The organism is Pseudomonas sp. B21-009 (genome assembly GCF_024749345.1).
GTDB lineage: Bacteria > Pseudomonadota > Gammaproteobacteria > Pseudomonadales > Pseudomonadaceae > Aquipseudomonas.
The window spans coordinates 2699548-2713747 of sequence record NZ_CP087199.1 but is presented as its reverse complement, the minus strand read 5'-3'; the positions used below and the strand labels follow the sequence as shown (position 1 = coordinate 2713747).

Sequence of the window (14200 nt, the reverse complement as noted above, 5' to 3'; positions counted from 1 at the left end):
GTAAGCTGGCGTTGTACCTGAAGATCGAAGATGTAAAAAGTCGTAAGGTTTTTGTACGTCAGCTCTGGATCAACTGTTTGAGGGTCTGTGCGGCCAGGCGCAACTGCTCGGTCAGGGGTGCTTGCAATGCATTCAGGGCCGCCTGGTGCTTACCCAGCGCTGCTGCCTCGAGCCCGCGCAGTACCGTCGCCAGGCCGCTAAAACCCAGAGAGTCGCTGCTGCCGGCGAGGCGATGGGCCAGGTGTGCGACCTCGGTGCAGTCACCGGCCTTGAGCGCCTCGGCCAGCGCGCCTTGGTGCTGTTCGAGGGCATCGCGCAGCACCGTCAGCAAACCCTGGACTTTCTGTTCGCCGAGCAGGCTGCGATGGGTATCGAGCAGCGCCCAGTCCATGCCCTGCCCGGCCGTCGCCGCCTCGACCACCACCCCCTGTTGCGCCAGCGCTTGGCGCAGGCTGTCGAGCTTCAGCGGCTTGGCGAGGATGCCCTGCATGCCCGCCGCAAGAAATCCGCGCACCAGCGCCGGTTGCACGCTGGCGGTCAGCGCCAGGATCCGGCAAGCGCGGTTCGGCCCGGGAATGCGGCGGATCTGCCGGCACAGCTCGACGCCACTGATACCCGGCAGGTGCACATCGAGCAGGATCAGTTCGAAGCGCCGCTGGGCGCAGAGCTCCAGCGCCTGTTCACCGTCTTCAGCCATCCACAAGCGGTGGCCGTCACGCTGCAGCAGGCCGCGCACCACCTCGCGGTTGAGTTCGACGTCTTCGACCACAAGAATATCCAGGGCCTGCACCGCTGCTGCCGGCAGCAGCGCCGGGGCCTCGGCGGCAGCCGCTTGCAGCTGCAGTTCGAACCAGAAACAACTGCCCTGGCCCTCAACGCTTTCAAGACCGATGCGCCCACCGAGCAGCTCGACCAGGTGCTTGCAGATCGCCAGGCCCAGGCCGGTGCCGCCGTAACGCCGGGCCACGGCGTCGCTGGCCTGGACGAAGCGATCGAAAATCCGCCCCTGCACCGGCGCAGCGATGCCGATGCCGTTGTCGCGCACGCTGACCCGCAACTGTTGGCGGCCTTGCGCCTGGTCCAGCACCTGGACATCGACACTCACCTCGCCGGCCTCGGTGAACTTGATGGCGTTGGCCAGCAAGTTGCTAAGCACCTGACGCAAAAACTGCTCGGCGCCGTGCTGGCGAGGCGCCAACTGGCTATCGATGCGACAGCGCAGCACCGTATCGTTGTTCAGCGCTCGCGGCTCGAGCAGGGTCATGACCTCATCGCATAATTGGCGCAGGGAGAAGTCCACCGGCTCCGGGTGGCTTTCGCCCTCTTCCAGGCGGGCGAAATACAGCACTTCGTTAAGGATGGTCAGCAAACCTTCGCCGGCTTTGTACAGGGCATCCAGGCGCTTGCGGTCACGGGCGTCGAGGTGCGCTTCGCGCAGCAGTTCGGCCATGCCGAGGATGCCGTTGAGCGGGGTGCGCAGTTCATGGCTCATGGTTGCCAGGAAGCGCGACTTGGCCAGGTTCGCCGCCTCGGCCTCCTCCTTGGCATGCATCAGGCTGGCGGTGCGGCGCTCGACCATCTTCTGCAGTTCGTCGCGTTTGTCCTGCAGGGCCAGGCGGTCGATTTCACGGCGATCGATATCGCTGAGAATATTGCGCCGCATGTCGTCCAGGGCGTGGGCCACGGTATCGATTTCGTCTTCGCGGCTGGAGCGGCGCTTGTCCAGGCGCAGCGGCTCCTGCAAATCGCCGGCGCCTATACGGCGGGCAAACTCGGCCATCACCTGCAGGTGGCGGGTGACCAGGCGGTAGAACAACCCCGACAGGGCCACGGCCAGGCCGCAGAGGAACACGCTCATCCACAACAGGCTGGTCAGCCCGGTGGCGAACAGGCGTCGGTGCACCGCGCCCAGGTCGATGCTGACTTCCAGCTCGCCCAAATGGCGTGGCGGCCCTGACGGCGGCTGGTAGTCGAGGGCGAAGCGCTCGATGCGCAGCGGCCCTTGCGGCGTGGCTTCGCCCTGCAGCAAGTCGAAATCAGCGCTGCTCAGGCGCACCCGCGCCACATCGGAGAAGTCCACCAGGCCGCGCAATTGCACGTTCAGTTGCTCCTGGTTGAGATCCCAGAGGCTGCGCTCAAGGCTTGCCAGGTAGCCGGCGCGAATCAGCGCCATGCGCGAATCGATGTCGCGCATCTCGCGGCGGTACTCGAAATACAACTGCACGGTGCTGGCCAGCACGGTAAAGCACAGGCTGAACAACAGGATGAACAGCAGCAGGCGCCGCAGCAGGCCACCGGGTTGCAGGCGCATCAACGGGCGTCCGCCGGCAGGTTGACCATGTCGCGGTAGGTGACTTCGCTTTGTTCCAGCCAGCGCTGGATCTCACCGTTGTCGGTCATGCGCTGCAACTGCTCATCGATTTGCGCCATGTGCTGGCTCAAGGGTGAATGACGCGACACCGCCACCCGCAGGTAGTCGACGCTCAGCGCGGTGGGCAAGGCCTGGATGTCCTGGGCGCCAGGCAGGTGCTCGACGAACAACTGGCCGGTGCGCCGCTCCTGGATGACGAAATCGATGCGCCCGCGAATCAGCTTGCCGAAATTCTGCTGGCTGTCGGAGACCCACTCGATGTTCTGGTGGCGGGCGACGAAGCGGTCGAAGTCAGGGCCGTAGCTTTCGCCGAACAACAGCCCGCCGCGGTAGCTGGCAAGGTCTTCAAGGCGCTCGAATTTCACCGGCCGCTGGCGGTTGAAAAACACCGCCACCTCTTCGCGCAGCACTGGCACCGTGGAAAAACGCATGCCCTGGTCGCGCTGGTCGCTGTTGTAGGCCAACACCACGTCGACCCGGCCTTCGGCGGCATCGAGCAGGCAGCGCTTCCAGTTGCCGAGCACGACGATCTCCACCTCATAGCCCAGGCGCGTGAACAACTGGCGTACCACGGTCGGCGCCAGGCCGCGCACCTGCTTGCCGTCACTCCAGGAGACCGGCGGGTACACCGGGTAGTCGCAATAGCGGATGCGCTCGGCGCCCTGGGCCTGGGCGCCGAGCACCAGCAGGGCCAGCCATAACCACCGCCACATGCGCTCAGGCCGCCACGCTGGCGGTAAACAGGTAACCGGCGCCGTGAATGGTGATGATCAGCTGCGGTTCGGCCGGGTCATCGTGCAGCTTGCGTCGCAAGCGGCCGACCAGCACATCGATGGAGCGGTCGTTGGGCACCCATTCGCGGTTGCGGATCTGGTCCATCAACTGGTCGCGGCTGAGGGTATGGCCGCTGTTGCGCAGGAACACGCTGAGCAGCTGGAACTCGCCATGGGTCAGCAGGGTTTCGCCGCCCTGGGGGTCGATCAGGCGCCGGCGGTCGGTGTCCAGGGCCCAGTCGGCAAACTGCTTGAGCGGATGATTGGCGCCACTGGGCGGCTTGCCGGCCTGGGCATGGCGCACCCGGCGCACCAGGTTCTTGGCCCGCGACACCAGCTCGCGCGGGTTCAGCGGTTTGATCACGTAGTCGTCGGCGCCGCATTCCAGGCCAACGATGCGGTCGATGTCGTCGTTGCGGCCAGTGATGAGGATGATGCCGACTTCCGAGCGCACCCGCAGTTCGCGGGTCAGGGTCAGGCCATCCTTGCCCGGCAGACGGATGTCGAGCATGACCAGGTCGACGGCCTGCTCGCCAAGAAAATGCTCGGCCTGCTCCGCCGTGGCGGCGCAGTGCACGTCGTAGCCTTCCTGGGACAGGTAGGCGTGCAGCAAGTCGCGAATCAGCGGATCGTCATCGACGACCAGTACCCGAGGCGTCATTGCGTGTTGTCTCTTATAAAAATTGTTGTATGACTCACGACAGCAGCGTACCCATTACTGAACGACCGATCAACAGCCCTCGATCAGGGTGAAGCGCCGGCGCCCACCGGCTTGCAAACCATCGACCCAGGCCTCGCAGATCTGCACGCCCTGCTCCGGGGTGAAGGTCCCGGGGTTGAGCCCCGATTCCAGCCACAGGCCGTCGAGCAAGGCGCTCAGGCTGATGGCCGCGAGGTCGGCGTTGAACGCCTGCCAGCCCTCCTCTGTGGCCAGGTCCGCCAGCAGCCGGCCCAGTTCGTTGCGGTACTCGCCGTAGGAATGATCGTGCACCTGGTTGATCGCCTCGGCGGTTTTCACCGCGCCCCAGAACGCCAGCCAGGCATCTAGCAGTTGCGGGTCGAGCAATTCGGCGCAGAATGAGGCGCGAAAGAACGCCGACAGCCGTTCGCGGGCATTGGGTGCGGCCTGGGCCATGGCTTCGCGGATCAGCCCCATGACCCGGCCGGTGACCGCCATGTAGGCCTCGGCGACCAGTTCGTCCTTGCCCGAATAGTGATGGCTGATCAACCCCACCGAGACGCCGGCCTCGGCGGAGATCTTGCGGATCGAGGCGCCCTGGAAGCCGTGGCGTTTCAGGCACACCAGGGTCGCTTCGACCAGGTTGGCCTTGCGCAACTCCGGGACCATACGGCTGTAACGGGCTTCCTGAGACATAGGGTTTCTCGAACAGAGTGAGTTGCAGGAACCCGGTGGGAGCGGGCCTTGCCCCGCGATCGAGCGCGAAGCGGTCGTAAAAGCGGCCAATGCGGTGTGTCTGTTTGCACCGTGTCGACAGGTTTTACTGCTGCTTCGCAGCAGATCGCGGGGCAAGGCCCGCTCCCACAGGATTGCGTATTGAACGACTGTACAACAACTGCTGATCAGTCGCGATAGCCCGGCGCCACCCGATCGAGCAGACGCAGCAATGCCGACCAGGCCAGTTGCATGCCGTCCGGATCGCTCAGCTCACCTTCCTTCAGCGGCCGCGCCGGTTCGTTGAACTGGCGTTCGGTGTGGGCACAGACTTCTTCCGACGGCAGCACCAGCTCGCCGGCAGCCATCGCCGTCAGCTGGATCTCGCAGGCTTTTTCCAGGTAATACATGCGCAGGAACGCCTCGCTGACACTGCGCCCGACGCTGAGCAAGCCATGGTTGCGCAAAATCAGCACCGCCTTGTCACCCAGGTCATCGACCAGGCGCGCTTGCTCGGCCATGTCCAGGGCGATGCCTTCGTAGTCGTGGTAGGCAACCTTGCCGTGGAATTCCATGGAAATCTGGTTGACCGGCAGCAACCCGCACTTGAGCGCCGCCAGCGCGCAGCCGGCCTTGGTATGAGTGTGCAGCACGCACTGGGCGTCTTCGCGGGCACCGTGGATGGCACTGTGAATGACAAAACCGGCCGGGTTCACCGGGTACGGCGAAGCCTCCACCGCCCTGCCCGCCAGGTCGATCTTGACCAGGTTAGAGGCGCTGATTTCATCGAACATCAAACCATAGGGGTTGATCAGAAAATGATGCTCGGGGCCGGGAATGCGCACCGAGATATGGGTGAAGATCAGATCGGTCATGCGAAAGTGCGCGATCAATCGATAGCAGGCGGCCAGTTCCTGGCGCAGGCGGATTTCGGTCTCGGTCATTATTGTTGTCCTCAGGCGAAAAACTGGCCAGACAATAGGGCTGGACACCGTACGATGTCCAGCCACAGGGGTTAGCGACTGGCCCAGGCGTTGAAGCGCTCTTCCAGCTCATCGCCGTGATCGACCCAGAACTCGACGTTCATCGACAGTGCGCCCTCAAGGTTCTGCCTGGACGTCGGCACCCAGCTCGCCAGCTTCGGATCAAGCTCGGCGGCAGCCTGGGTGTTGGTCGGCCCGTAGGGGATTTGCTTGACGTAGCGCACCTGGGTGTCGGGCTGGTTGGCGAAGGCGATCAAGCGCTTGGCCTGGTCGACATGCCTGGAGCCCTTGATGATCGCCCAGTAGTCCATGCCGTACAGGCTGCCCGGCCACACCAGGGCCAGCGGGCTGCCCTCCTGGGCGGCGACGGCGACCCGACCGCTGTAGGTCGAGGTCATGACTACGTCGCCGGCGCTCAGCCACTGCGCCGGTTGCGCGCCGGCTTCCCACCACTGGATATAGGGCTTGAGCTCGCTGAGCTTGTTGAAGGCGCGGTCGACACCCTCGGGGGTGGCCAGGACCTTGTAGACGTCCTCGACCTTGACCCCGTCGGCCATCAGCGCGAACTCCAGGTTGTACACCGCACGCTTGCGCAGGCCGCGCTTGCCGGGGATTTTCTTGACGTCCCAGAAGTCCGCCCACGAGGCCGGCGCCTGGGCCAGCTTGTTGCGGTCGTAGGCAATCGCCACGCTCCACACCAGCACCGCCGAGCCGCACTCCTGGGCGGCGTCGGGTATCAGTTGCTCGGCACGCCCGAGCTGGGTCCAGTCGAGGCGCTCGTACATACCCTCGTCGCAGCCGCGCATCAGGTCCGGGCCTTCGATCTGCACCAGGTCCCAGTCGACGTTGCCGGTATCGACCATGACCTTGATGCGGGCCATTTCGCCGTTGTATTCACTCTGGATCAACGTGCTGCCGTCCTGGGCACTGAAAGGCTTGAAGATCGCCGCATCCTGGGCTTTCTGGCCGGCGCCGCCATAGGCGACCACGACCATGTCCGGTGCTGCCTGGGCGCCGCCGACCGCAAGGGCAAGCAACCAGGGAGAGAGCTTGAGCAGGTTCGATTTCATCAATGCTTCCTCTTGCCGGTACCACGTGATGCGTGGCCCGTTTTCTTGTTGTTGTGAGGTGTGCCCCAGGACCCGGGGTGATTTGCAAACTAGTCAAAGGCCAGTAAAAAAACAAGTTGATTTTTTACTGGCGGTACACTTCTATAGAAAAATAATAACAACACCCCGCTGGAGCCTGACCCGCATGTCGACCTTCGCGCACCTGTTCGAACCGCTGCACATCCGTGGCAAACGCCTGAAGAACCGCATCATGTCCAGCGGCCACGACACCTCGATGCCCACCGACAACCTGGTCAACGAGCGCCTGATTGCCTACCACCAGGCCCGTGCCGCTGGCGGCGTCGGCCTGATCGTGCTGCAGGTGGCCGGGGTGCACGACAGTGCGCGCTACACCTCGCACGTGCTGATGGCCACCGACGATGCCTGCATCGACGGCTACCGCCAACTGGCCGAGACCTGCCATGCCCACGGCACCGTGGTGCTGTCGCAGATCTTCCACCCCGGGCGGGAAATCATGGAGTCCAGCGACGGCTTGCTGGCCGTGGCCTACTCGGCCTCGGCGGTGCCCAACGAGCGTTTTCGGGTGATGCCACGGGCGCTGGACCAGGCCATGATCGACGAGATCATTGCTGGCTATGCCGCTGCTGCCCGGCGCCTGCACCAGGCCGGCATCGATGGCGTCGAGGTGGTGGCCAGCCACGGCTACCTGCCGGCGCAGTTCATCAACCCACGGGTCAACCGCCGCAGCGATGGCTACAACGGTGAGCTGCAGCAACGCCTGCGCTTTGTCCGTGAAGTAATCGCCGCAGTGCGGGCGGCGACGGCAGACGACTTCATCATCGGCCTGCGCATCAGCGCCGATGAGCGCGACGCCGAGGGCCTGACCGAGGATGAATCGCTGGCGGCGGTGAAGCTGCTTCAAGCAGAACTGGACTACGTGCATATCGTCGCCGGCACCTCGGCCTCGCTCGGCGGCGCCGTGCACATCGTCCCGCCAATGGCTATCGAGGCGGCGTACCTGGCGCGCGAGGCCGGGACCTTCAAGGCGCAACTGAGCATTCCGCTGTTCGTCACCGGGCGCATCAACCAGCCCCAGGAAGCCGAGCTGATCCTTGCCCGTGGCCAGGCCGATGTCTGCGGCATGACCCGCGCGCTGATCTGCGACCCGCAAATGCCCAACAAGACCCGCACTGAGCGCGTTGAAGATGTACGCGCCTGCATCGCCTGCAACCAGGCCTGCATCGGCCACTTTCACAAGGGCCTGCCGATCTCGTGCATCCAGCATCCGGAAACCGGGCGCGAGCAGCAGTTCGGCAGCCTGCAGCCGGCAGTTGTGCGCAAGCGCATCATGATCGCCGGTGGCGGCCCGGCCGGCATGAAGGCGGCGGCAGTGGCGGCAGCGCGCGGCCACGACGTGACTTTGTACGAAGCCAGCACACAGCTCGGCGGCCAGGTGCTGCTCGCGCAATTGCTGCCGCGCCGGGCCGAATTCGGCGGCGCCAGCACCAACCTGCAACGGGAGATGCAGCTGGCCGGGGTCAAGGTGGTGCGCAACACGCGCGTGGATCGCGCCCTGGTCGAACGCGAACAGCCCGACCTGGTGATCGTCGCCACCGGCGCCGAACCCTACTGGCCGGCCTTCGAGCGCGGTGGCGAACTGCAGGTGCTCGATGCCTGGCAGATCCTGCGTGGCGAGGCCCGGCCCGGGCGCTCGGTGCTGGTGGTCGATTGGCGCTGCGACTGGATCGGCCCGGGCATCGCCGAGCGCCTGGTGCGTGAAGGCCACCAGGTGCAACTGGCGGTCAATGGTACCCACTGCGGCGAAAGCCTGCCGCTGTACGTGCGCGACCAGATGGCCGGCGAACTGCACAAGCTGGGCATCCCGATCACCCCCTATGCACGCCTGTACGGCTGCGACGACACCACCGTGTACCTGCAACACACCGCCAGCGGCGAGCCGATGATCTTCGAAGACATCGACACCCTGGTGCTGTGCCAGGGCCATCAGCCGGTCGATAGCCTGGCCGCCGAGCTGCACGGCCTGGTCGAGGTAAAACGCATCGGCGACTGCCTGGCCCCGCGCACGGTGGAAGAAGCCGTCTACGACGGTTTGAAGGTCGCCTGGAGCCTGTAAGGCTGTTTATACTCCGGGGCTTTGACAGTGCGGTTCGGAGCACGCCATGAGCAACAGCAGCAAGACGCCGCCCGCCGCCAGCCAGGAAGGCACCAGCACCGCGCATTTTCTCGGCACCCGTATCCGCGGCCTGCGCAAGCGCCGCGGCATGACCCTGGCCGAGCTTGCCGAGCAGAGCGAGCTGACCGCCGGCTACATCAGCCAGCTGGAGCGCAACCTCTCCTACCCGTCGATCCCGGCGCTGTTCAACATCGCCCGCAGCCTGGGCGTGACCATCCAGTGGTTTTTCGCCAGCGAGGCCAGCACCGCTCCGGAGGACAACGGCTACGTGGTGCGCAAGCACAGCCGCCTGAGCGTGCACTACGAAGACGGCATCGTCGACCAGTTACTGACCCCGCAACCCAACCGCCAGCTGGAAATCCTCCACTCGCGCTTCCCGCCGGGCACCTACAGCCAGCAAAGCTACAGCCATGACGGCGAAGAAGCCGGCTACCTGCTGTCCGGCAGTTTCGAGCTGTGGGTTGGCGAGCGCTATTTTCAGCTCGGCGAAGGCGACAGCTTCAGTTTTTCCAGCCAGGAGCCGCACCGTTACGGCAACCCCGGCGAAGTGGATGCGGTGGTGATCTGGGTGATCACCCCGCCGACGTTCTGATACCTACAACAACACAGGCACGCCATGAACGAACTGATCACCCGCGAACTGCACCAGGGCCTGCTGACCCTGACCTTCAACCGCCCGGGCAAGCTCAATGCGCTGAACAACGCCATGTACAGCCAGCTGGGCGAGCTATTGCTGGCGGCCCAGGAGGACGCCCAGGTCGAGGTCATCCTCCTGACCGGCGGCGCGCAGTGCTTCAGCGCCGGCAACGACCTCAAGGACTTCCTCGACAACCCGCCCGGCGACATGGACAGCCCGGTGTTTCGCCTGATGCGCGTAGTGCTGGCGCTGGACAAGCCGCTGATCGCAGCGGTTGCCGGCGCCGCCATCGGCATCGGCGCCACCTTGCTGCTGCACTGCGACCAGATACTGGTCAGCCGGTGCACTAAACTGCGCATGCCGTTCGTGCCGCTGGGGGTGTGCCCGGAGTTTGGCTCCAGCCTGCTATTGCCACGCCTGCTCGGTCATGCCCGGGCCGCGCGATTGTTGCTGTGCAATGAACTGCTCACAGGCGAACAGGCCGTCGAATGGGGCCTGGCCAATGAGCTGCATGAAGATGGCGAACAGTGCCTGGCGGCGGCGCGCAAGCTGGCGGCACGGTTACAGGCCCTGCCCCAGGATGCGCTGCGCATCAGCAAGCGCCTGCTCAAGGATGCCCATCGCCAGGAATTGGAAGCGACGGTTCAACGTGAAGGCTTGCTGTTTATCGAACGGTTGCAAACGCCGGAGGCGAAGGCGGCGTTGCGGGCGTTGGTCAAGGATTGACGCTGGCGGCCTCATCGCGGGTCAAGTCGGGTCGCCGCACCGCCGCTCCCACAGTGGCCAGGATCAATGCAATCCCTGTGGGAGCGGGCTTGACCCGCGATTGAGCACCGAGTTTGAATCAACGCCTCAACTCATAGCGCAACCGCGCATTCGCCCCGCTCGCCGACGCCACCCGCTTGAACCCCAATCCCTCCACCAGGCGCTGGCACGCAACATTGGCCGGCGACGTGGTCAGCCACAACAGCGAGCCTTCGAGCAGTGGCAACAGCGTTTCCAGCGCCTCGGTCATCAAGCCCTGCCGGGCATGGGCCTCGGCGATCCGGTAACCCAGGCCGACCTTGCCCTGGGCATCCGGGCGCACACCGAGGCAACCGATCAGCTCACCACTGGCGAGGAACAGGTAGTAGCGTTTTTCTCCCTGGGGCGCCGCCCAGTTCTGCCGGGCCTGGAGCAGGCTTTGGCGCGCCTGCTCCAGGGTCCAGTCGTCACGGGCCCAGGGCAGAAACTCACGGTGAAAGTCGAAGTTGGCGTTGAGCACCGCCTGCAGTTGCGCAGCGAAGGTCAGTTCCGGGGCGTGGAGTTTCAGCTGTTTGCTGCGCAAGCGGCGGGGCAGGTCCATTGCGGGGTCCAGGGGTGGGAAAGGATTGACCAGTATTGCATAGTCAAAATCATTGCGAGCGCTTTGCGCTCGACACACTCACGGGGTAATCGCCACCTTCATCACCCCGTCCCGCTGATGGGCAAACAACTCATACGCCGCCTCAATGTCATCGAGCTTGAAGTGATGGGTCACCAGCGGCTTGAGGTCCACCTGGCCGCTGCCTACCACTTCCATCAGCCGGCGCATGCGCTCCTTGCCGCCGGGGCACAGGGTGCTGACGATGCGGTAGTCGCCAAGCCCTGCGGCAAAGGCGTCCAGCGGCAAGCGCAAGTCGCTTGAGTACACGCCCAGGCTCGACAAGGTGCCGCCGGGGCGCAGCACCCGCAACGCTGATTCGAAGGTCGATTGCGTGCCCAGCGCCTCGATGGCGACGTCAACCCCACGGCCATCGGTGAGCTGCATGATCTGCTGGACCACATCGCCCTGGTTGAAATCCACTACATGGGTTGCACCGAGCTTGTGCGCCACTGCAATCCGCGCCGCGACGGTATCGACGCCAATGATCGTGGTCGCGCCCTTGAGCCGCGCGCCGGCGACGGCACACAGGCCAATCGGGCCGAGGGCAAAGACCACGACCGTGTCGCCTATCTGCACCTCGCCACGCTCGGCGCCAGAAAATCCGGTAGACATGATGTCCGGGCACATCAGTACCTGCTCGTCGCTCAAGTGATCGGGAATGGCACAGAGGTTGGCAGTGGCATCGGGCACCAGCAGGTACTCGGCCTGGCTGCCGTCGATGCTGTTGCCGAATTTCCAGCCGCCCGCCGCACGAAAGCCGTGGCGGGTATCCGGGCCGTCCTGGGCGCCGCAACCGCACAGGCAGGCAAAGCTGTGGCCGCTTGGGGTGATGGCGCCGGCGATCACCCGCTGGCCTTCGACAAAACCCTGTACCTGGGAGCCGAGCTTTTCGATCACCCCCACCGGCTCGTGGCCGATGGTCAAGCCCTTGGCCACCGGGTACTCACCGCGCAGAATGTGCACGTCGGTGCCGCACAAGGTTGTGGTGGTGATGCGGATCAGCGCATCCAGCGGGCCTACTTCGGGGATCGGCTTTTCGTCCAGCACGATGCGGTTCTTTTCAACGAAAATCGCAGCTTTCATCTTGGCCATGGCGGTGTCCTCGACGGGGCGGTAGTGATTGTCCACCCTGCGCCCGACAGGCCCGGGTGCGCTTGACCGGGGTCAATGAACTGGCGGCCAGGCCAAGAGCTGCTAGCGTTGTTCAGGCGATCAATTCCCCGTCCCGTGCGGTCATTGCCAAGGATACGAACGTCGATGAAACCCACCTTGCGCTCCACCCTGCTCTGCTCTGCCCTTATCGTCCTTGCCGGTTGCTCCAGCAGCCAGGTCGACCCCAGCCAGTACTCCGGGTTTCTCAAGGACTATAGCCGCCTCAAGCCCGCCGAAAGCAGCTCCGGCAAGCCGGTGATGCGCTGGATCGACCCACAAGTGAAGGCCGCGCGCTTTACCCAGGTGTTTATCGAGCCCAGCCAGTTCTACCCCAAGCCCCAGGCTACCGCGGCGATTTCGCCGCAAATCCTCAGCCAGATCACCCAGTACTACAACACCGCGCTCAAGCGTGAACTGGGCGCCGAATTGCCTTTGGCCCAGGGCCCGGGCCCCGGCGTGCTGGTGGTGCGCCCGGCGATCACCGCGGTATCGACCAAGACCGAAGGCCTGAAACCCTACGAAGTGATCCCCATCGCCCTGGTGGCCGCTGCGGTCAATACCGCCGCCGGCGGCCGCGACCAGGAAGTCGACATCGCCACCGAGGCGGCCTTCCTCGACGGCGGCAATAACAAGGTGATTGCCCAGGTGGTGCGCAAAGGCACCGGCGAGGCCCTGGAAAACGACACCTCAAAGCTGGCCCTGGAGAACGTCAAGCCGGTGCTGGACGGTTGGGCCAGTGACCTGCGCAAAAGCTTCGCCAAGCTCAAGAGCGAGTCGCGCTAGCCGCTGACCACGCGCCGAGATCACAGGCTGATCTCGGCGCGCGATCGCCTGGTTGAGCATTCACAACAGCGAGGGTTCCGGGAGCAGATTGCGCTTATGCAAAAAGCTGCAAAACTCCTCACTTTGCAGCTCATGCTGATACTGCTGTTCGATGTCCTGCAACAGCGCATTGGCCTGCTGCAGCAGCGCCGATGAGTCATGAAGGCGGTGCAGATGACGGCCCAGGCATTGCTCGATGGCGTCGAGGATGGGCCGAGGGTCGATACGCTTGAGCTTCTGATCCAGCGACATCAGCTCGCTGTTGCAGAGGTTGCGCTCGATGCGCTCGTGGTCGAGGTTGCCGTCCTCGTCCGTGGCCCCATACATATAGGAATGCTCGTACTCCGGGTTCGACATGATGGATTGGATAATCGCAAACTCCTGGTGCTCGACAAACTCCTGCAGATGAGTGACCAGGTGACGGGCGGCCAGTTGCTGAAGGTCTTGCCCGAATTCCTCGAGTGCTTGCGCATCGAACTTCAACGCCTCGAGGGCTTCGGCCTCCTCCAGCAACTCCAGCACCTTCGGCTTGTGCAAAGAAAGCTGGTCATTGAGCGAGTGGACCAGGCTCCAAAGCCTGAACAGCAGCGCTTCATCCTTCACCTGGGCAAAGTCGTCGGTGCCATACAACTCATCGAACAGTTCCTCGACCAGGGTATGCGGCGCACTGGCCTGGCCTATTTTCGATAGCAGCCGGTACAGCGCAACGCGATCGCGGCATTCAGGCGCCAGGCAAATGTAGCCGCTCAGGCCTTTCAATGCCGCGCGCAGTTGCAGGGCCTGGGCGACATGGCTGGCGGCGGTGTCGATCTTCACCCCCTCGATCAGCGCATCGGCATAGGCCTGGGCAGCGCTGCGCCGACAGATGCGCTGACAGAGCATGCGATCATCCAGCACGCGGTCAAACAAGGCATTGGCGCAGGCATTGCCAGGATCTTCGATGCGCACCAGGGCTTCATGAAAGCGATTGAAGTAGAGCTTGTCTTCGATCCCGTTGAAGTAGGGTTCGGCAGCACCCGAAAGGTTCTGCGAACCAAGAAAGCTCACCCCGCGATAGCTGAGCAGCTTGATGTGGCAAGCGCCATGCACAAACAGCTCGATGCCCGATTGCGGGTCGAAATGCCTGAACAGCTTGCGGATCTGGCCGGCAAGCGCCTCGGAACCGATACTGTCAATGTTCGACAGGCCGATCATCACCCGGCAGGAGCCTTTGGCGCGTCGCAGGAAGGTGTTGTGCAGGTACTTGACCATCGACGCCAGATTGCCTGCCACGCCGTAGGTGATGATCCGCAGATCGTGCAACTCTTTTTCGGCCAGCGCCTGGGCAAAGGCGTGTTCACCATAGTGACGGTGCAGCACCGTGGCGCTGAGCTTGGCGATGGTTTTCATGCAGGTCCCTT

Annotated in this window: 13 protein-coding genes; 4 read left to right on the top strand and 9 right to left on the bottom strand. The window is 64.1% G+C overall.

Translation table 11 applies throughout. From position 1 onward, the window contains the following. Window positions 1-58: 58 nt before the first annotated feature. The 6 genes from LOY34_RS12370 to LOY34_RS12345 form a co-directional block, all read right to left on the bottom strand. On the bottom strand, window positions 59-2314 hold the full coding sequence (locus LOY34_RS12370; protein WP_195883940.1) for an ATP-binding protein: 2256 nt from the start codon (window positions 2312-2314) through the stop codon (window positions 59-61). Continuing rightward, window positions 2311-3084 carry an ABC transporter substrate-binding protein gene (locus LOY34_RS12365; protein WP_195883939.1) on the bottom strand — a complete coding sequence of 258 codons (774 nt, stop codon included), beginning with the start codon at window positions 3082-3084 and terminating at the stop codon, window positions 2311-2313. Before LOY34_RS12365 ends, LOY34_RS12370 begins: the two co-directional genes overlap by 4 nt. Window positions 3085-3088: 4 nt before the next feature. Beyond that, entirely contained in the window at window positions 3089-3805 is a 717-nt protein-coding gene (locus LOY34_RS12360; protein ID WP_045198803.1) for a response regulator, read from the bottom strand. A gap of 69 nt (window positions 3806-3874) precedes the next feature. Next, the gene (locus tag LOY34_RS12355) at window positions 3875-4519 is read right to left on the bottom strand and encodes a TetR family transcriptional regulator C-terminal domain-containing protein (RefSeq protein ID WP_093383240.1); all 645 of its coding nucleotides are present in this window, start codon (window positions 4517-4519) and stop codon (window positions 3875-3877) included. Between the two features lie 206 nt (window positions 4520-4725). Beyond that, window positions 4726-5481 carry a class II aldolase/adducin family protein gene (locus tag LOY34_RS12350; protein ID WP_195883938.1) on the bottom strand — a complete coding sequence of 252 codons (756 nt, stop codon included), beginning with the start codon at window positions 5479-5481 and terminating at the stop codon, window positions 4726-4728. 71 nt (window positions 5482-5552) lie between these two features. Continuing rightward, on the bottom strand, window positions 5553-6590 hold the full coding sequence (locus LOY34_RS12345) for an ABC transporter substrate-binding protein (protein WP_045198796.1): 1038 nt from the start codon (window positions 6588-6590) through the stop codon (window positions 5553-5555). 184 nt (window positions 6591-6774) lie between these two features. Between LOY34_RS12345 and LOY34_RS12340 the strand changes: the two genes are divergently transcribed. From LOY34_RS12340 to LOY34_RS12330, 3 genes are read left to right on the top strand one after another with little or no spacing between them, the layout of a single operon-like run. Further along, entirely contained in the window at window positions 6775-8724 is a 1950-nt protein-coding gene (locus LOY34_RS12340) for an FAD-dependent oxidoreductase (protein WP_045198794.1), read from the top strand. A gap of 46 nt (window positions 8725-8770) precedes the next feature. Then, window positions 8771-9376, top strand: coding sequence for a helix-turn-helix domain-containing protein (locus LOY34_RS12335; protein ID WP_045198793.1), 606 nt, complete (start codon window positions 8771-8773; stop codon window positions 9374-9376). A gap of 24 nt (window positions 9377-9400) precedes the next feature. After that, window positions 9401-10147: an enoyl-CoA hydratase-related protein gene (locus tag LOY34_RS12330; RefSeq protein ID WP_195883936.1), complete on the top strand. Its 747-nt coding sequence runs from the start codon at window positions 9401-9403 to the stop codon at window positions 10145-10147. Between the two features lie 118 nt (window positions 10148-10265). Here LOY34_RS12330 and LOY34_RS12325 read toward each other — a convergent pair whose 3' ends face one another. Continuing rightward, window positions 10266-10766, bottom strand: coding sequence for a GNAT family N-acetyltransferase (locus tag LOY34_RS12325; protein ID WP_195883935.1), 501 nt, complete (start codon window positions 10764-10766; stop codon window positions 10266-10268). 78 nt (window positions 10767-10844) lie between these two features. Then, on the bottom strand, window positions 10845-11918 hold the full coding sequence (locus tag LOY34_RS12320) for an NAD(P)-dependent alcohol dehydrogenase (RefSeq protein ID WP_093383257.1): 1074 nt from the start codon (window positions 11916-11918) through the stop codon (window positions 10845-10847). Window positions 11919-12083: 165 nt separating this feature from the next. Here LOY34_RS12320 and LOY34_RS12315 point away from each other — a divergent pair, with 165 nt between their 5' ends. Then, window positions 12084-12761 (top strand): DUF3313 domain-containing protein, encoded by a 678-nt coding sequence (locus tag LOY34_RS12315; protein WP_195883934.1) that lies wholly within the window; start codon window positions 12084-12086, stop codon window positions 12759-12761. A gap of 60 nt (window positions 12762-12821) precedes the next feature. Here LOY34_RS12315 and LOY34_RS12310 read toward each other — a convergent pair whose 3' ends face one another. Then, the gene (locus tag LOY34_RS12310) at window positions 12822-14189 is read right to left on the bottom strand and encodes a hypothetical protein (protein ID WP_195883933.1); all 1368 of its coding nucleotides are present in this window, start codon (window positions 14187-14189) and stop codon (window positions 12822-12824) included. Window positions 14190-14200: the final 11 nt, after the last annotated feature.